Origin of the sequence: Flavobacterium nackdongense, from assembly GCF_004355225.1 — a bacterium.
Classification (GTDB): Bacteria; Bacteroidota; Bacteroidia; order Flavobacteriales; family Flavobacteriaceae; genus Flavobacterium; species Flavobacterium nackdongense.
The window spans coordinates 3031124-3050989 of record NZ_CP037933.1; the positions used below are offsets into that span (position 1 = coordinate 3031124).

The 19866-nt window shown below is 36.1% G+C and carries 15 protein-coding genes and 1 riboswitch; of the genes, 10 read left to right on the plus strand and 5 right to left on the minus strand.

Annotated elements, in window-relative coordinates; genetic code table 11:
- The first annotated feature begins 4 nt into the window (after positions 1-4).
- The 4 genes from E1750_RS12935 (at position 5) to E1750_RS12950 (ending at position 5406) form a co-directional block, all read left to right on the plus strand.
- Positions 5-553: a c-type cytochrome gene (locus tag E1750_RS12935; protein WP_133277185.1), complete on the plus strand. Its 549-nt coding sequence runs from the start codon at positions 5-7 to the stop codon at positions 551-553.
- A 30-nt stretch (positions 554-583) separates the two neighbouring features.
- The gene (locus E1750_RS12940; protein ID WP_133277186.1) at positions 584-2095 is read left to right on the plus strand and encodes a quinol:cytochrome C oxidoreductase; all 1512 of its coding nucleotides are present in this window, start codon (positions 584-586) and stop codon (positions 2093-2095) included.
- A 337-nt stretch (positions 2096-2432) separates the two neighbouring features.
- On the plus strand, positions 2433-3584 hold the full coding sequence (locus tag E1750_RS12945; RefSeq protein ID WP_133277187.1) for a cytochrome c oxidase subunit II: 1152 nt from the start codon (positions 2433-2435) through the stop codon (positions 3582-3584).
- Between the two features lie 31 nt (positions 3585-3615).
- The gene (locus tag E1750_RS12950; RefSeq protein ID WP_133277188.1) at positions 3616-5406 is read left to right on the plus strand and encodes a cytochrome c oxidase subunit I; all 1791 of its coding nucleotides are present in this window, start codon (positions 3616-3618) and stop codon (positions 5404-5406) included.
- Between the two features lie 68 nt (positions 5407-5474).
- On the opposite strand, the gene E1750_RS18020 is transcribed toward E1750_RS12950, so the two are convergent.
- From E1750_RS18020 to E1750_RS12965, 3 genes are read right to left on the minus strand one after another with little or no spacing between them, the layout of a single operon-like run.
- Positions 5475-5570, minus strand: coding sequence for an IS3 family transposase (locus E1750_RS18020; protein WP_133278145.1), 96 nt, complete (start codon positions 5568-5570; stop codon positions 5475-5477).
- 6 nt (positions 5571-5576) lie between these two features.
- Complete coding sequence (locus E1750_RS12960; protein WP_133277189.1) at positions 5577-6191, minus strand: deoxynucleoside kinase; 615 nt, start codon at positions 6189-6191, stop codon at positions 5577-5579.
- Complete coding sequence (locus E1750_RS12965) at positions 6191-6985, minus strand: hypothetical protein (RefSeq protein ID WP_133277190.1); 795 nt, start codon at positions 6983-6985, stop codon at positions 6191-6193. Before E1750_RS12965 ends, E1750_RS12960 begins: the two co-directional genes overlap by 1 nt.
- A 176-nt stretch (positions 6986-7161) precedes the next feature.
- Between E1750_RS12965 and E1750_RS12970 the strand changes: the two genes are divergently transcribed.
- Positions 7162-8085, plus strand: coding sequence for a GLPGLI family protein (locus E1750_RS12970; RefSeq protein ID WP_133277191.1), 924 nt, complete (start codon positions 7162-7164; stop codon positions 8083-8085).
- A 40-nt stretch (positions 8086-8125) separates the two neighbouring features.
- On the plus strand, positions 8126-10828 hold the full coding sequence (locus E1750_RS12975) for a carboxypeptidase-like regulatory domain-containing protein (protein WP_133277192.1): 2703 nt from the start codon (positions 8126-8128) through the stop codon (positions 10826-10828).
- A gap of 350 nt (positions 10829-11178) precedes the next feature.
- Here E1750_RS12975 and E1750_RS12980 read toward each other — a convergent pair whose 3' ends face one another.
- Entirely contained in the window at positions 11179-11607 is a 429-nt protein-coding gene (locus E1750_RS12980) for a DUF2541 family protein (protein ID WP_133277193.1), read from the minus strand.
- Positions 11608-11922: 315 nt separating this feature from the next.
- Positions 11923-13173 (minus strand): methionine adenosyltransferase, encoded by a 1251-nt coding sequence (metK, locus tag E1750_RS12985; protein WP_133277194.1) that lies wholly within the window; start codon positions 13171-13173, stop codon positions 11923-11925.
- A gap of 689 nt (positions 13174-13862) precedes the next feature.
- Here metK and E1750_RS12990 point away from each other — a divergent pair.
- From E1750_RS12990 to E1750_RS13005, 4 genes are all read left to right on the plus strand, one after another.
- Positions 13863-15143, plus strand: a complete 1281-nt coding sequence (locus tag E1750_RS12990) for an O-acetylhomoserine aminocarboxypropyltransferase/cysteine synthase family protein (protein ID WP_133277195.1) — start codon at positions 13863-13865, stop codon at positions 15141-15143.
- An 81-nt stretch (positions 15144-15224) separates the two neighbouring features.
- A complete protein-coding gene (locus tag E1750_RS12995; RefSeq protein WP_133277196.1) occupies positions 15225-15437 on the plus strand; it encodes a hypothetical protein in 213 nt (70 codons plus the stop codon).
- 146 nt (positions 15438-15583) lie between these two features.
- Positions 15584-15690, plus strand: a riboswitch (SAM riboswitch).
- A gap of 80 nt (positions 15691-15770) precedes the next feature.
- On the plus strand, positions 15771-19157 hold the full coding sequence (gene thrA, locus E1750_RS13000; protein WP_133277197.1) for a bifunctional aspartate kinase/homoserine dehydrogenase I: 3387 nt from the start codon (positions 15771-15773) through the stop codon (positions 19155-19157).
- A gap of 81 nt (positions 19158-19238) precedes the next feature.
- The gene (locus E1750_RS13005) at positions 19239-19832 is read left to right on the plus strand and encodes an SMI1/KNR4 family protein (protein ID WP_133277198.1); all 594 of its coding nucleotides are present in this window, start codon (positions 19239-19241) and stop codon (positions 19830-19832) included.
- Positions 19833-19866: the final 34 nt, after the last annotated feature.

Here is a 19866-nt window from a genome sequence, read left to right on the forward strand (position 1 = left end):
GGATATGAAAAGCATATATAAAATTGCATTTTTAGTAGGTATTACTATTTTGGTTTCCTCTTGTAAAGATGACGCACAACCAAATTATCAATACATGCCAAATATGTACGAGCCGGTAAGTTATGGTACTTACTCTCAAGCAGCTGTTTTTAAAGGAGGGAAAGAAGGTCAGCTTCCGGCTGAAGGAAGTATCAAAAGAGGATTCGAAGTATATGAATACCCTGATACTCCAGACGCTTTGATTGCTGTGAAAGCAGCCAATTTGAAGTCTCCTCTTGGTCCATTGTCTGATAAAGAGAAAGAGAAAGCAAAAGCTTTGTATGAAATTTATTGCGCTATTTGCCACGGAAATGCAGGTGACGGTCAAGGAAAATTAGTAACACAAGGTAAGTTTTTGGGAGTTCCAGGTTATAAGGATAGAGAAATAAACGAAGGTAGTATTTTTCACGTGGTTACTTATGGTCTAAATAACATGGGGTCACATGCCAATCAGTTGAGTAAAAAAGAGCGTTGGATGGTGGCAACTTATGTGATGGAACTTAAAAGCAAATAATAATTGTAGAACAAACTCATCGTAATAGATATGTATACATTTTCAAGTAAATTAAAAACATTTTCTCTTGTCTTAATGGTTGTAGGACTTTTAGGAATAGGATATGGTTTTTTATCTGCACCCAAAAATAGTCAAGATGTAGAGGCACTATTGGCTGCCGATTCTCACGGAGAGCATCACGGAGCTGCTGCAGCGACCGAAGAACATGCTCAAGCTGTAGAGACTCCAGCTGCGGAGGCCCCTGCTACAACAGCAGTTAGCCAAGATACTGCCAAAGTTGAAGTGGCAAAGGAAATAACAGCTGAAGAAACGGCTGTTAAGGATACAGCGGTTGCCGCTGCTGCAGTAGAACCAGCTCAGGCTGTTGCTGAAGCGCAAGTTGCAACTAGCGAGCACAATGTAGATGCTCACGCCGAACACGAAGAGCATGTAAATCACGTTTTACATCAATTGCAAAACAAACCTTGGTCTGCTTTGTATGTGGCTTGTATTTTCTTTATGTTGGTTTCTCTTGGTGTCTTAGCGTTTTATGCAATTCAGCAAGTAGCGCAATCCGGTTGGTCTCCAGTATTGTTTAGAGTGATGCAAGGTATTACGGCTTATTTGCCAGTTGGTTCGGTGATTTTCTTTATCATTTTGGTGTTGAGTGGCTTGCATTTCAATCATTTGTTTGTTTGGTTGGGTGAAGGAGTTACAACTGTTGGGCATGAGAATTATGATAAAATCATCGCCAATAAATCAGGTTACTTGAATTTTCCTTTTTGGATAATAAGAGCCGCTATTTTCTTAGTAGGTTGGAATCTTTACCGTTATTTCTCTCGCAAAAATTGTTTGGCACAAGATGAGGCTACAGACGATAGTTACTACAAAAAGAATTTCAAAATGTCGGCAGGGTTTTTAGTTTTCTTTATTGTAACCGAATCTATTATGTCTTGGGACTGGATTATGTCTATCGATCCACACTGGTTTAGTACCTTGTTCGGATGGTATGTATTTGCTAGCTTTATTGTAAGTGCAGTGACAACGATCTGTTTAGTGTCCTTGTATTTAAAATCGAGAGGGTATTTAGAGCATGTCAACACCAGTCATATTCACGATTTAGCTAAATTTATGTTTGGTTTTAGTGTATTCTGGACTTACTTATGGTTTTCGCAGTTTATGTTAATTTGGTACGCTGATATTCCTGAGGAGGTAACTTATTTTGTAACTCGAATTCAAGTCTACAATTTGCCATTTTTCGGAGCGGTAGTTATGAATTTTGTTTTCCCGTTGCTCATATTGATCAATACAGATTTCAAAAGAATTTCGTGGGTATTGATTATGGCTGGAACAGTGATTTTATTAGGACACTATATTGATTTCTTCAATATGATTATGCCTGGAACAGTAGGAGATCAGTGGTTTATTGGTGTTCCTGAAATTTCTTCAGTGCTGTTCTTCTTTGGTTTATTTATTTATGTTGTATTCACAGCTTTAACCAAAGCACCGTTGTTGCCAAAGAGAAATCCATTTATCGAAGAAAGTAAACATTTTCATTACTAGAATCGAGCATATTATTAGAAAAAAGGCTGTTTCAAATAGTATGGAACAGCCTTTTTTCTTATCAATAGAGAGAATTGGTTTCCCTTTGATGATTTGTATTTAAGGGGTATAATTTAAGGTATAAAATGCCAATTAGTTAAAATGCCTGAGCCCATAGTTTGACTAGTGTTTTTGGTAATGCAGGGAAAGCAAATTTATTTTTGACCAATAACTTCAATTTGTTTTGCTAGTGTATTTAATTTTGCTAATTTTGGCGAAAATATGACTTTTGTCATTTTTTTAATGATGATTTTTCATTATTATTTTCGGGTGTTAATTATTAAAAAGTAATTTATATATGGAGATTTTGTTGGTAATTTTAGTTTTAGTTCTGTTATCTATAGCGTTGTGGCAGTTGACTAAGATATTCGATTTGACTCAGGTGGGCGAGAAAGATGATTCACAGGTAGCTAATGACGGCGACAATAACACTCAGGGTTATTTGATGTTTGGCTTCTTGGCATTCATTTATATTTTTACAATCTACGGTTTGATAAAATGGGGACCATTAGTACTGCATACTCCAGCTTCAGCACACGGTGCTACTGTTGATAATTTAATGAATATTACTTGGGTACTTATTTTCTTTGTACAAGCGGTAACTCAAGTATTAGTGCATTATTTTTCTTTTAAATATAGAGGGAAACAAGGACAAAAAGCTCTTTATCTCGCGGATAACAACAAGTTGGAAGTAATTTGGAGTGGTATTCCAGCTATTGTATTAGCAGGATTGATTCTTTATGGTTTATATGCTTGGACCAATATCATGTTCGTTGATGAAAACGAGGATACAATTGAAATTGAATTGTATGCACAACAGTTCAAATGGACGGCTAGATACGCAGGAACTGATAATGTTCTTGGTAAAGCCAATGTAAGATTAATCGAAGGGGTGAATACCCTTGGAGTGGATTTATCAGACCCGAATGCGCAAGATGATATCGTAGTTTCGGAATTGCATATACCAAAAGGAAAGAAAGTGCATTTCAAAATTCGTTCCCAAGACGTTTTACACTCGGCATATTTTCCTCATTTCAGAGCGCAGATGAACTGTGTTCCAGGGATGGTAACGGAGTTTGCGTTCGTACCAACATTAACGTCAGATGAGTACAGAGCCTTACCATTTATGGTGGAAAAAGTCAAAAAAATTAATGCATTGCGTGAAGCCAAGAGTAAGGTATTAGTAGCCGAAGGTAAAACTGCTTTGGATCCATACACTTTTGATTACCTTTTGCTTTGTAATAAAATTTGCGGAGCCTCTCATTACAATATGCAGATGAAAGTTATTGTCGATACCCCAGAAGATTTCAAAAAATGGTTGAGCGATAAGCCTACTTTAGTGCAGGAGGTAAAAACTGCCAATGCTCCTAAACCTGCAGAACCTGGTGTCGGTGCAGATACTACCAAAGCGAAGGATACTGCAGCTATTGTAAAAATAGCAATGAAATAATTAGTAAAGAAAAAATTTAAAGTATACAGATATGTCAGCAGAAGTTCACGAACATTCACACGAACACGAACACCACCATAAAGACACTTTTATTACTAAATATATTTTTAGTATAGATCATAAAATGATTGCCAAACAATACTTGATTACCGGTATTATTATGGGAGTTATCGGAGTATTAATGTCTATGCTTTTCAGATTGCAATTGGCGTATCCTGAAGAATCCTTCAAGATTTTCAATGTTTTGTTGGGTGATAAATGGGCTCCAAATGGCGTAATGGCCAACGATATTTATTTGGCTTTGGTGACCATACACGGAACCATAATGGTGTTCTTTGTATTGACAGCTGGGTTAAGTGGAACGTTTAGTAATTTATTGATTCCATTGCAAATTGGAGCAAGAGATATGGCATCAGGATTTTTGAATATGATTTCCTATTGGTTGTTCTTCTTGTCAAGTGTATTGATGGTTTGTTCCTTATTTGTTGAGTCGGGACCGGCCAATGCGGGATGGACGATCTATCCACCATTGAGTGCACTTCCACAAGCGATTTCAGGGTCTGGTGCTGGTATGACACTGTGGTTGGTTTCTATGGCAGTGTTTATCGCTGCTTCATTAATGGGTTCTTTGAACTATATCGTGACCGTAATCAATTTAAGAACCAAAGGAATGTCGATGACAAGATTGCCACTTACTATCTGGGCTTTCTTCGTAACAGCTATTATTGGTGTTATTTCGTTTCCTGTTTTATTGTCGGCAGCCTTATTATTGATTTTTGACAGAAGCTTTGGAACTTCATTCTTCTTGTCTGATATCTATATCGCTGGAGAAGTATTGCATTATCAAGGAGGTTCGCCTGTATTGTTTGAGCATTTATTTTGGTTCCTAGGACATCCTGAAGTATATATTATCATCTTACCTGCTTTGGGTATTACTTCTGAAATTATTGCAACCAATTCTCGTAAACCAATCTTTGGTTACAGAGCGATGATTATGTCTATTTTAGCCATTGCGTTTTTATCGACTATTGTTTGGGGACATCATATGTTTATATCAGGGATGAATCCGTTCTTAGGTTCGGTATTTACCTTTACAACCTTGTTGATTGCCATTCCATCGGCAGTAAAAGCGTTTAACTACATCACGACACTTTGGAAAGGAAACTTGCAATTAAATCCGGCTATGTTGTTTTCTATCGGTTTGGTTTCGACCTTTATCACTGGTGGTTTAACAGGAATTATTCTTGGTGACAGTACCTTAGATATTAATGTTCACGATACGTATTTTGTTGTAGCTCACTTTCACTTGGTAATGGGTATATCGGCATTGTACGGAATGTTCGCAGGAATTTACCACTGGTTCCCAAAAATGTTCGGTCGAATGTTGGACAAGAATTTAGGATATGTTCACTTTTGGGTAACAGCAGTTTGTGCTTATGGAGTATTTTTCCCGATGCACTTCATCGGATTAGCAGGTTTGCCAAGACGTTATTATACGAACACTAACTTTCCATTATTTGATGATTTACAAAACGTAAATGTGTTGATTACTACTTTCGCTTTAATTGGTGGTGCGTTCCAATTGGTTTTCTTGTACAATTTCTTCTCTAGTATTTTCTACGGTAAGAAAGCAGTTCAAAACCCTTGGAAGTCGAATACTTTAGAATGGACAGCGCCTGTAGAGCATATTCACGGCAACTGGCCAGGCGAAATTCCAGAAGTACACCGTTGGCCTTATGATTACAGCAATCCTGCTCACGAGGAGGATTTTGTACCACAAAATGTACCAATGAAAGAAGGAGAAGAAGTGTTACATCACTAATAGCCTTCAAAAATATAAAAATGCCTTTAAAAATTGGACTGAACCCAAAAGTTTGGACAGATTTATAATTAATTTTGATAATAATGAGCTCGATATTTTATCGGGCTCATTTTGTTTAAATTAGACTTACTTCTGTCGTTATTATAATAGTTTATAAAATGAATTGTTTTCTAAAACAACCCGTTCAATTCCGCATCGATTTTATTAATAATCATCCCCAAATCTTCTGGGTTATCGACAAAATTGATGTTGTCTACATCGATTATCAGTAATTTTCCTTTGGTGTAGGTTTGAATCCAAGCTTCGTAGCGTTCGTTCAATCGGTTCAGGTAATCAATAGAAATGGTGTTCTCATATTCGCGACCACGCTTGTGAATTTGGTTGACTAAATTTGGGATGGAGCTCCGCAAATAGATAAGCATATCGGGGGCTGCGACCATAGATTCCATCAATTCAAACAAGGAAGAATAGTTTTGAAAATCACGATGGGTCATCAAGCCCATAGCATGTAAATTAGGGGCAAATATATGCGCATCCTCATAAATGGTGCGGTCTTGAATGATTTTTTTACCGCTTTCTCGAATTTGCATCACTTGACGAAAACGGCTATTGAGAAAGTAAATCTGCAAATTAAAAGACCAACGCTCCATTTGATGATAAAAATCGTCCAAATAGGGATTGTCTACCACGTCTTCAAAATGTGGTTCCCATTTGAAATGTTTCGCCAATAAACGGGTCAATGTTGTTTTTCCTGCTCCTATGTTTCCTGCGACTGCTATGTGCATTATGGTATTGTGATTTTATAATTCGTAATTCCTTGGTCGGTAAAAATAGCTAAAATTTGGTCTTTGTAATAGAATTTTTTGAATGATTTATCCACATTCTCGATGCTGTAAATACGGTTCTTTTTTGCATCTTGAAAAAACAAGTTGCCGTCCTTAGAAAAAACAACATCCTGATTAGAAATCAGTTGAATTTGGTCAAAATCACGGACCTTGTTTATTGTAGTAATTTTTCCAAAAACGTCTACTGCGTACCCATTCATTTTATCGTCAATCCATCGAAAGGTATTAAAGTCGGATTCATAATATTTTACATTCCCTTCCAAAGATGGTGTTATCGACTGAAAGCTGTTTTTCAAAAAATCATATAAACCTATTTGTTGTGTTAAACTGTTGTAGATCCAAAGCCTGTTTTGAGAGGCAATGCCGGAAGCAGCGACTAGTATAGGAAACTCATTTTCAGAAAAGTTTATTTTCTGCGTTTCATTCAATTGATTGTCTAAAAGGATAATGGTATTGAAATTTTCATAATACAACATAATTTTAAGTTGATTTTGAAAATCAATTTTAGTGATTTTTCCCAATGAAACATTTTTATATTGCCATAATTCTTTATCATTTTTTCTGTAAAAAACATTGTTCTTGATGTAGTAAAGGTCACCTGTAGTGTCAAAACCTACGAAAACATCGATATCCATTTGCTGCGATGCAAGTTGTTTTGCCGGTATATTTTGTTCCTGTGCAAATAGTGATGCGAGTTGGAACAGTACGAAAAAGAGGCCTAGTTTATACGACATACATTGAATTCTATTGCAAAAAATTGGAACTAGTAAAGGATTTTGAATTTTAAGCTAATTTACGTTAAACCTATTTATAATCTAGCGGTCTTATTATAATATTCTTAACATTTTAAATGTAACAATATTAGTTTTTAATTGTCATATTTGATATTCAAAATTTAAACCTAAAATTTATGAACAAAATTATTTTCACAGTGGTGCTTTGGCTAGCCACTTATTTAGGACTACAAGCCCAAGAATTTCAAGGAATGGCGGTATACCAGTCTAAAACGAGTACCGAAGATATGAAAGCACGTTTGTCCGGCAATAAAGACCTCACGCCCGAAATGCAAAAAACAATCGAGGAGCGTATGAAGAAAATGTTCGAAAAAACATTTATTCTTAATTTCAATAAAACGGCCTCTATATATAAAGAAGAAGAAAAGCTAGATACGCCAACACAAGGCGGTTCAGGTGGAGGAATGCGTTTTATGGCCTCAATGGCAGGCGGTGGCGGAACGTATTACAAAAACGTCAAAGAAAAAGCCTATACTGTCGATAAAGAATTTATGGGCAAAGAGTTTCTAATCAAAGATTCATTACCCAATTTGAAATGGAAAATGGAAGGGGAAACCCGCGTTATTGGAGGCTATAATTGTTTCAAAGCGACGGCAATTCGTCCCGTTAGTAAGACCGATTTTAGAAATTTTAGACCCAAACCGGAAGATAAAGATGCCAAGAAAACTGCCGATGCATTAGCGAAACCGGCTGACGCCAATAAGAAAACCAACTTTATGGACGAAATGAATCTTCCTAAAGAACAAGTGGTTACAGCTTGGTACACGCCCGAAGTTCCGGTAAACCAAGGCCCTGAAAATTATTGGGGATTACCCGGTTTGATTCTTGAAATCAACGATGGTAAAACGGTTATTTTATGTTCAAAAGTCGTGCTGAATCCCAAGGAAAAAGCCGATATCAAAGCTTCAACCAAAGGCAAAGTGGTAACTCAAGCAGAATTTGATGAAATTATGATCAAAAAAATGGAAGAATGGCGCGAAATGAATCGCGGTCGCGGAGGCAATGGAACGATGCAAATCCGAATGGGAGGACCTAATTAATTGTATTGTAACCATTCTAAAAATTCACGCCAACAATCTGATGAAAAATTTACTCCTATTTGCTCTTGTCTTTGTAAGTTTATTTTCTTTTGCCCAAACCGTTAAGTTAGAAGGAACCGTTTCGGATACTAAAAATATCGCGTTGGAAATGGTCAATGTTATGGCTGTAAACCAAACGACAAAAGCGATGGATTCCTACGCTATTACCAACGATAAAGGGAAATATTCCCTGAGCTTAAAGCCCAATACGACCTATACGGTTAAAATCAGTTTTTTGGGAATGCAAAGCAAAGAGATCGAAATTCAGACTACAACTATTGCCATCAGCAAAAATATTGCTTTAGAAGAAAGTGCTACCGAACTCGATGGAGTAGAAATTATTCGCGAAATGCCAGTTTCTATCAAAGGCGATACTATTGTTTACAATGCCGATTCATTCAAAACAGGAACCGAACGAAAGCTAGAAGATGTACTGAAAAAATTACCGGGAGTCGAGGTCAACGCCGATGGCGAAATCGAAGTGGAAGGGAAAAAAGTGACCAAATTGATGGTCGAAGGCAAAGACTTTTTTGATGGTGATACCAAACTCGGAGTCAAAAATATTCCTGCCGATGCCATAGATAAAGTGCAAGTCCTTCGGAATTTCAACGAGAATTCCATATTAAAAAATGTTGAAAACAACGAGGAAAATGTTGCTATGAACATTAAGCTGAAATCGGGTAAAAAGAATTTCTGGTTCGGAGATATTACGGGCGGAATTGGCGTCGGTCATACCGATTTTCGCTATGTTGCCAACCCAAAATTATTTTATTACAGTCCGAAATACAGTATTAACCTCATTACCAATTTCAATAATATTGGCGAGTTACCATTAACAGTTCAAGATTATTTCAAATTGACCGGTGGTTTTAGAGGAATGATGGCCAAAGGAGGTTCTGTCTTTAATGTTTCGTCAAATGATTTGGGGATTTCATTGCTAAGAAACAATCGAGCCAAAGAAATTGAAACGAAATTTGGAGCAGCCAACTTCTCGTATAATGTGAATAAAGCTTGGAATTTGAGCGGTTTTGGAATAATGTCCTCTTCTATTACAGATGTCGAAACCCTTTCGCAAACCAATTTTTTGAAACCCAATTCCTCCGAAATTCAATCTACAGAAAACCGTAAAGAAACGGCGCACCAAAAAAGCGATTTGGGAATGTTCAAATTGAGTTCGCTGTACAAGCCTTCTACTAATTTTCAATTGGATTATGATATTTTGACTAAAATTTCAAAACAAGAGGAAGACTCCCCTTTACTAAGGGAAACCATTGTCAAAGGTATTTCTGAAACGGAACTTATCAATACGACTAAAAACCAGGATCCTGTTTCGGTCAATCAAAACCTTAGTTTGTTCTATACTTTGAATGAAAAAAACATTTTCGCAGTCGAAACCCAGCATTTGTATCAAGAAGAAGATCCTTTTTACAATGCGAATCTTAAGAGCCAGCCATTTAAATTGGTGGGCTATGACGAAAATCAAAACAGAAATGACATTAGTCAAAATCGTTTTGTAAAAACCAGTAAAATTGATGCGAAAATCGACTATTTTTATATGCTTACCGCCAAAAGCAATATCAATATTACCCTAGGCAATACTTTTTCTGACCAGAATTTCAACTCGAATATGTATCAAATTCTCGATGATAAAACCGTCAATGAATTGGATAGTCAAGCCAATACCAACGATGTGAGTTACAAATTCAACGATGCCTTTATAGGCTTGCATTATAAAATTTTAGCGGGTAAGTTTACTTTTACGCCAGGGGTGAGCTTTCATAGTTTTAATATGACCGATACGCAACGTGGCAGTGATTATAATCAAAGTTTTACTAGGTTTTTACCTGATTTATTGGCCATTTATCAAATCAAGAAAGCCGAATCATTGACCTATAATTTTTCGTACACCAATAATTTTACCGATATCAATCAGTTGGCCGAAGGTTTTGTGTTTTCCAATTACAATAGTTTACGAAAAGGAAGTAGAATTCTCGAAAACGCAACCAATATTCAACATTCGTTGCGTTATTTCAAGTACAATATGTTCAATTTAGAAAACATAACGGCTTTTTTGAATTATTCAAAACGGATCGATGCGATAAAAACAGCGGCCATTTTCGATGGCGTCAATCAAACTTCGGCACCATTCAATTCTGATTTTGCAGACGAAACCATTTCCGGAAACGGCACCTATGGACGTTCTTTTTTAAAAAATTATAAGGCTTCATTAGCGGCAAATATCAATTGGTCTTTGTTTAATAACAGACAAAACGGCATTAATATAGCCAATGAAAGTTTTACGCAGAGCTATACGATGAGAGCGTCGACGAATTATAAAAATATGCCTAATTTAGAGTTAGGGTACAATATTGTCATCAACAATTACGCCGATAATGTGTTTTATACTGACAAACCCTTTGCAAAATTGGATTATTACTTTTTGAACGCGTTTTCTTTCGTGACCGAATACGAGTTTTACCACTATTACAATACCGACAAAACGGTAAATAACGAGTACGATTTCCTAAGTGCAAGTCTAATTTATCAGAAGAAAGACAGCAAATTCGAATATAAAATTAGCGGAACCAATCTCTTGAACACCAAGTCCATCAACGACGATAGTTTCTCGCAATTCTCTACCAGAACATCACAGTATACGGTGCAGCCACGGTACTTGATTTTCTCTTTGAAGTATAATATTTAGTATTTAATTGAATTTCGTTGAAAAACACCAACAATAAAAAACTCTGACAAATTTTATTTTGTCAGGGTTTTGTGTTTAAAAATTTTCGCTCCCCTATCTCGTGGAGAGGGGTTGGGGGTGAGGATTACAATGAAAAGCATCTTTCACTTTTTATATAAAGTGCAATTTTATTCTGTAGAAGTTGTCGGTAACAATCAAAAAATATTTTGCCAAGAGAGATTGTCCCAATCGTATCGATTATTTTGTAATTATTGGGTACTAAAAATGCCTATTCCAATAGTATAGAAACAGGCATCTTTTGAAGATAAGGTGTATTATGGGCAACCAGTAATGGTGTCAAATCGGCAATATTAGGTTTTGGCCCAAACGTCTACTTCAGCGCGGCTTCCAATTAAATTTCTTGATCTGTACTCAAATCTAATTTTATCAATTCTTCTGCGCTGCAGTAAATTGATTACTCTTGACTCTCCGCCTTCTTTGATGGTATTTCTTATTTCAATTTCTTGTCTCTGACCATTTTCGAAATAAATAGTCATTTTGTGGAAGTTTACACTGTTTTTTCGAACCGTTACCTTCAGAGCGGTAAAACTATTTCTGTTCGAAGGTCTAAAATCATCCTTTTCTCCCAATTTTTGTACCGTTTGGGTTCCGATTTTAACCCATCTGCCAACAGTGTTTGCAGAGCCATATTTTTTGTTTTTGTTGCCTTGTGCTTCGATTGTTGGTGCTAACAAAATAAGTGCTAAAGTAGCAGCTAGTAATTTTAAATATTTCGTCATAAATTTTTCTATTAATACCTGTAAAAAGTGCAGAGCGAATTATCGCCCAGCGTCGTACAAAATGGTTGAATTATGACAAAATTATAAAAATCTTCAAGTGTGACGATTATATTAGTTAAAAATTAACTATTTTACAGCTATATTAACAATTGTTGTACGTGATAGTTTTTTTGCTATAGGCTTATTACAAAATAGTAGTAGACAAAAATAAAGTCAAAATACTAAAGTGATTCAACAAAAAAGCCTTCTTGTTACTACAACAAGAAAGCTTAATTGATTTAATTCGAATTTTTTTTTGGAGAATTAGCGCTGGTTTTACAATCCAAAAGCAGCCTTCACTTCATCAACAAAATCTAATTTTTCCCAAGTAAACAATTCAACAGTAACTGTTTTTGTTTCTCCACCCGGAGCAGAAAAAGTTTTGGTTACCGTTTCTGGTGTTCTTCCCATATGTCCGTAAGCGGCGGTTTCGCTGTAAATAGGATTTCTCAATTTCAATCGTTGCTCTATAAAATAAGGACGCATATCAAAAATAGCTTCTACTTTTTTAGCAATTTCACCATTGGTCAAATTCACTTTCGATGTTCCGTAAGTTTCAACAAAAATACCCATAGGTTGTGCCACACCAATAGCATATGAAACTTGAACCAAAATCTCGTCGGCGACACCAGCTGCAACAAGGTTTTTAGCAATGTGACGCGTAGCATAAGCAGCACTTCTATCTACTTTACTTGGATCTTTTCCGGAGAAAGCACCACCACCGTGAGCGCCTTTTCCTCCATAGGTATCCACAATAATTTTTCTTCCTGTCAATCCGGTATCGCCGTGAGGTCCGCCAATTACGAATTTCCCGGTTGGGTTAATATGGTAGGTGATTTTATCATTGAATAAGTGTGCGTACTGCGGGTATTTTAGTTTAATTCTTGGAATCAAAACAGAAACCAAATCCGTTTTGATTTTGGCCAACATTTCAGCTTCCGGCGCAAAATCATCGTGTTGAGTCGAAATAACAATCGCATCAATTCGTTGCGGTTTGTTATCGTCAGAGTATTCCAAAGTTACTTGTGATTTTGCATCAGGACGCAAATAGGTGATTTCCGTATTTTCCCTTCGTACATTAGCCAATTCGATCAATAAAGCGTGAGCAATATCTAAGGCCAATGGCATATAGTTTTCAGTTTCATTAGTAGCGTAACCAAACATCATTCCTTGGTCACCCGCGCCTTGGTCTTCTTTATTGGCTCTGTCTACACCTTGATTAATATCAGCAGATTGTTCGTGAATTGCTGAAAGAACACCACAAGAATTGGCTTCAAACATATATTCGCTTTTCGTATATCCAATTTTTTTGATGACATCTCTGGCAATAGTTTGAACGTCTAAATAGGTGTTCGATTTTACTTCACCAGCAAGAATGACTTGCCCAGTGGTAACTAAAGTTTCACAAGCTACTTTCGACTCCGGGTCAAATGCCAAGAAATTATCAATTAATGCGTCCGAAATTTGATCAGCTACTTTGTCTGGATGTCCTTCACTCACTGATTCTGACGTAAATAAATAAGCCATAATACTATATTTTTAAATTAAGCGAGGAAGAAAAAAACGATTGCAGGGAAATACTAAAGGAGAGTTGCTGCTTTAGCATTTTTTTAACGAGGTTGCAATCAGTTCAAATTTTTCCTCTAATATTCGGCTGCAAATGTATGAAACCAAATTGAATTGCAAATTAAACTTAACTTATTTTTTGATGTTTTACAATAAAATTAGTTTTAAGATAAATTTGTTGATTGTTTAAATAATTGTTAAGTTCAGCATAATTTTTTAAAATTTGTTTGGATTTCTAAATAAAAATAAAGACATTTGTCAAACAAAATCAAAAATAATGAATTTAAATGTTTGCAATATTTATAAATCGATGCAGGAAAAATCCTGTGGGTCGCCTATTGTCTAAATTTTAAATTAAAATGATATAACAAAAGCCTCCCACAAGAACGGGAGGTTTTTTTTTGAAACTTATTTACAGCCAATTGCATCAATACAATGAAGAAATTACAACAAAAACAAATGAACAAATACACTGTCAAATCGATGATTTGTGCAAAATCGATGATGTTTGTTTGTGTCAGGTGAATCCGAAAGTAGAAGTTATAACAAAACTTAAAACCCTTTTGGATATTTTCTAAAAGGGTTTTGTTTTTTAAGTCAAAAAGTATCAATAAAAGTCAAAACAAATCTAAAACCAAAAATAATACATTATGAGTACACAAAAATTCGCAACAAACGCTTTACACGCAGGGCACGACACGACTAAAACAGCAGGAACTAGAGCGGTACCTATTTATCAAACTAGTTCGTATGTATTTAATAATTCGGATCACGCGGCCAATTTATTTGGACTTGCCGAAGCGGGATTTATATACACCAGATTAAATAATCCGACGAATGATATCTTGGAGCAACGTTTAGCCGCGCTCGAAGGCGGAATTGCTGCAGTAGTAACCGCATCTGGAACTGCTGCCATTGCCACCTCGTTATTGGTAATGTTGAAAACAGGGGATCATATTGTAGCGTCCAATAGTTTATACGGCGGGACGTATAATTTATTGAGTGCCACGCTACCGCGATTGGGAATCACAACAACGTTCGTAGATCCATCCGATGCCAGTAATTTTACCAAAGCTGCCAATGAAAATACTAAAGTGTTTTTCGCAGAAAGTTTAGGAAATCCAAAATTAGATGTTTTGGATTTGAAAGCGATTGCAGCCGAAGCCAAGGCATTTAAAGTCCCATTTATTGTGGACAATACAGTGGCTACACCCTATTTGTTAAACCCAATCGAGCACGGTGCAAATATTGTAATTCATTCCTTGACCAAATACATTTCAGGAAATGGAACCTCACTCGGAGGAGTGGTTATTGATGCGGGAACCTTTGATTGGAGCAGCGGAAGATTTCCTGAATTTACGGAATCCTCGCCAAGCTATCACGGTTTGATTTATCACGAAGCTTTGGGAGCTGCCGCTTTTATTGCCAAATTCAGAATCGAAGGTTTGCGGGATTTTGGTGCAGCTTTGAGCCCATTCAACGCTTTTCAGATTATTCAAGGATTAGAAACCTTAGAAGTTCGCGTCAAGAAGCACAGTGAAAATGGCTTGGAATTAGCAAAATGGTTAGAAAATCAAGAGCAAGTCGCTTGGGTCAATTATCCGGGTTTACAGTCCAGTAAATATCACAATTTGGCAACACAGTATTTACCTAAAGGGCAAAACGGATTGCTAACTTTCGGCCTGAAAGGAGGCTTCGAAGCAGCCAAGAAAGTAGCCGATGAAACCAAGATTTTTTCGCTCTTGGCCAACATTGGAGACACCAAATCTTTGATTATTCATCCAGCGAGTACCACGCATCAGCAGTTGACAGATGCAGAGCAGGTCGCCACAGGAGTTACCAAGGATTTAATTAGACTCTCGGTTGGACTCGAAGATATTGAAGATTTAAAGGCGGATTTAAAAGCCGTATTCGAAAATTTAGAAGTATAAAAAGTAACATATTTGAACTAAGGAAAACTGAATTCAATATGTTTAAAAATAAAGAAAGTATAACATATAAAATAAGACAGTATGAAAACTCTAAAATATATAACAAACGCAACAGTTCAGTTTTTCAAAAGTTTGAATAGTAAAACAAAAGTAATAACTGAAGACCTAGACCACTTTGAATTTACATACCCAAAATTGGGAATCAATTTAAACCACGGTCCAGAATCTAAAAAATCAGCAAAATCTTTGTTGACTCAAATGTATTCCGAAGAAAATGAAATCCTTTTTATCTAATAATAAGAATTTAATTACTATTAGCACGATTTGACAGCTTTTTGAAAGTTGTCAAATCTACTGATGGGAAAACCAAGCAACACAAAATTTGGTTGTTTGAAAAAATAGTGGTTAATTTGTGCCATTAAGTTCACGAACGTACTGAAATGTTATAAAGAAAGCCCGAGGGAATAGACCCATTGAAAGCTTAGCAACCCTTTGCCAACGAAGAAGGTGCTACATTCTATCCCGATTTATCGGGAACAGATAACAACAAGAATTCACTAGCCTACTTCTAGTTTTCTTTCTAATATTTCCAAACACAAATCAAAAAAATCTAAAAAGATTTGAAAATTGGAAAATAAACCAACAACCATCACATTACAAAATTTCACCACCGAAAGTGGCATACTCATTTCTTCCATCAACCTAAGTTATCAGGTTTTTGGACAAGTTTTGAATACAGCTCCTATCGTTTTGGTCAATCACGCCTTGACCGGAAATTCGCAAGTTGTGGGTGAAAACGGCTGGTGGAATAATCTTATTGGCGACAATAAAACCATCGACACCAATAAATACACCATTTTAGCTTTCAACGTTCCGGGAAATGGATTCGATAAAACCTATATTGAAAATTATTTGGATTTTACAGCTCGAGATATTGCCAGACTTTTTCTGGAAGGCATTCGATTGCTGAAAGTTAAAGATGTCTTTGCCCTGATTGGTGGCTCTGTCGGGGGCGGAATTGCTTGGGAAATGATAGCTTTGGAGCCTAAATTAACTCATAATTTTTTCCCGATTGCTTCCGATTGGAAATCGACCGATTGGTTGATTGCCAATTGTTATTTGCAAGAAAAAATTCTTTGTAATTCGTCCAAACCCATCGAAGACGCGCGTATTCACGCGATGTTGTGTTACAGAACACCCGAATCTTTCAAGGAAAAATTTCAAAGAACCTCTATGGATTCTACCGATTCTTTTCAAGTGGAAAGTTGGTTGAATCATCACGGCGAAAAGTTGCAAAAACGTTTTCAGCTTTCGGCTTACAAAATGATGAATCAGTTGTTGAAAACCATCGATATCACTCGCGGAAGAACCTCGTTTGAAGAACTAATTTCAGAAGTCGATGCCAATATTTATATCATCGGAATCAATTCGGATTTGTTTTTTACAGCCAATGAAAACCGCGAAACTTACCACGAAATCAAAAAATTCAAGCACAATGTTTTTTATAGCGAAATCGAATCGCAACACGGACACGACGCTTTTTTAATGGAATACGAACAATTAAACAATTTACTGGATGTTGTTTTTAAAAACAAAAAGGATAAAATGAAAATATTAAAATTTGGCGGAAAATCATTGGCCAACGGCGAAGGAATCAATAAAGTTTTAGATATTATTATTGATAAAAAAAGCAAAGGCGAAAACATTGCAGTTGTGGTTTCGGCTAGAGGAAAAGCCACAGATGAATTAGAAGATATTTTGACCATTGCTGCCAAAAACGGCAATTACAAACCTCTGTTAGAAAGTTTCAAAAGCTATCAGCAAGACGGGTATACCGTTGATTTGTCTGAAGAATTTACTGTTTTAGACAAACTTTTCGAAGGTGTAAGTTTGATTGGCGATTATAGCGAAAAAATCAAAGATTTAGTATTGGCACAAGGCGAATTGCTTTCGGCAAAATTGATTACCGCTGTTTTGAACGAAAAAGGAATTAAATCCTGTTTTGCAGATACCAGAGAATTGATCAAAACCGATTCTCACTTTGGCGATGCGCAACCCTTGGAGCAAATTTCAAAGAAAAATATCGTCCATTTTTTCAAAGAAAATAACGATACAGTCAATATAATTACTGGTTTTATTGGTTCCAACGCTAGTGGTGACACAACGACTTTAGGACGAAACGGCAGTAATTACTCGGCTTCACTGATTGCTAATTATCTTGATGCCGAAGAATTGCAAAACTACACCCACGTCGACGGAATTTATACCGCCAACCCAGAATTAGTTCCCGATGCCAAAAAAATTGACCGTTTGTCGTTTAACGAAGCAAACGAAATTGCCAATTTTGGAGCTACCATTTTACACGCAAAAACCATAATCCCTTTATTGGAAAAAAATATTCCGTTGCGAATTCTGAATACTTTCAATCACGAAAATCAAGGGACTTTAATCACGTCAAAATCGAATGCAGCAGGAATTAAAACCCTTTCGGTTCTAGAAAATGTGGCTTTGGTCAACCTTGAAGGAAGAGGATTGTTGGGAAAAACAGGTGTCGATGCGCGTATTTTTAAAGTAATGGGTGACAATGACATTAGCGTAAGCATCATTTCGCAAGGTTCGTCAGAAAGAGGAATTGGGCTTGTGGTTAATTCCAATCAAGCGACCAAAGCGATGATCGAATTGGAGAAAGAATTCGAGAATGATTTCTATTCGAAAGACGTAAACAAAATCTCCATTACTGATGATGTTTCGGTGATTTCGATTATTGGTCAGGATTTGAGTACTTTCCATAAACCGTACACATCGTTGATAAAAAACAAGGTTGTACCTATTCTTTTCAACAATACGGTAACGGGTAAAAACGTGAGTTTGGTAGTGAAGAAATCGGAGTTGAACAAGGCGTTGAACGTGATTCACGGGGAGATTTTTGGAGTTTCTAAGAAAATTAATATTGCTATTTTCGGTCACGGATTGGTAGGTGGAACTTTGATTAATCAAATTTTAGAATCAGCTCCATCCATCGAAAAAAGGAAGGATATTAAGTTAAATGTTTTTGCAATTGCCAATTCTAAAAATCTGCTTTTGAACAAAAACGGCGTTTCTCCAAATTGGAAAAACGAAATTCAAACTAACGGTTTTTCGTATACGATCGATGATGTTATTGCTTTCGCCAATGAAAATAATATGGAGAATTTGATTGCCATAGACAACACGGCAAGCGCTACTTTTGTTGAGAATTACGTGAAATTGGCAGAAAATAGTTTCGATTTAATTTCTTCGAATAAAGTGGCAAATACATTGAGTTATAAATTTTACAAAGACTTGCGAAAAGTATTGGCAGAAAACCAGAAGAATTATTTGTACGAAACCAATGTTGGTGCAGGTTTACCATTGATTGACACCATCAAATTATTGCATCTTTCGGGTGAAAATATCACCAAAATCAAAGGTGTTTTCTCTGGAACATTGAGTTATTTGTTCAATAATTTCTCTGCCAAAGATGTTCCGTTTAGCGAAATTTTGAAGGAAGCCATCGACAACGGTTACACCGAACCCGATCCAAGAGAAGATTTATGCGGAAATGATGTGGGTAGAAAATTACTAATTTTGGCGAGAGAACTGGATTTGCAAAACGAATTCGAAGAAATTAGCATTCAAAACTTAATTCCAGAACATTTGCGTGAAGGAAGTGTTGCCGATTTCTTGAATAAATTGAAAGAATTCGACCCAATTTATACCAAAATAAAAGAAGACCAAGAACCGAATCATGTGTTGAGATACATTGGTGAATTGTCGGGCGATTTACAAAATGACAAAGGAAATCTAGAAGTAAAATTAGTTTCCGTACCTTCGGATACTGCTTTGGGCGGATTGAAAGGTTCTGATTCGTTCTTCGAAATTTACACCGAATCCTACGGAGACCGACCAATCGTAATTCAAGGCGCTGGTGCAGGATCGGCTGTGACAGCGAGAGGTGTTTTCGGAGATTTATTGAGATTGTCGGAAAAAGGTTAGGGATTTTAGATTGCAGATTTGCGATTTTAGAATTTAGTTTTTTGGAAGGATATTGGCAAATTAATAATAGATTTTTTATTTATGAATAGTTTTGAAGAAGTAAAGAAAGAGTTATATAAGTATGAAAATCTAGGAATAGAGAAATTTGAAAACGGTACAATCCTAATAGGGAAAGCTTTGCATATAGCACCATTGGCGTGGCTTAATAAAATATATCCTGTGTTAAATGAAGATGATATTTTATTAATTGAAAATGAATTAAAGACGGAAGTGCCACTAGATTATAAGAATTTTTTAATCAATTTTAGTAATGGTCTAAATATTTTTGTTGCAACATTCAGTTTATATGGTCTAAGAAAAGTTTTAGGGCGTTCAGTAGAAGCAAGTAGACAACCATTTTCTATTTTTACGCCTAACTCATTTGAAAGGCCAGAAAACTCGAAAGATCATTATTTTTTTATTGGAGGTTACAATTGGGATGGTTCAAATTTATACATTGACAAGCAAACTAATAAAGTTCATTATTGTGATAGATGGGATGCTACTTCATTATTTGAGTGGAATTCATTTGATGAAATGATAGTTTCTGAAGTAAAACGAATAACTAATTTGTTTGATGAAAAAGGAGTTGTTTTGGATGAAAACAAGTATACAACTCCAATTGAAATAAAATAATAAAGAGTATTCAGAAAAAAAGTAAAAAATCTGC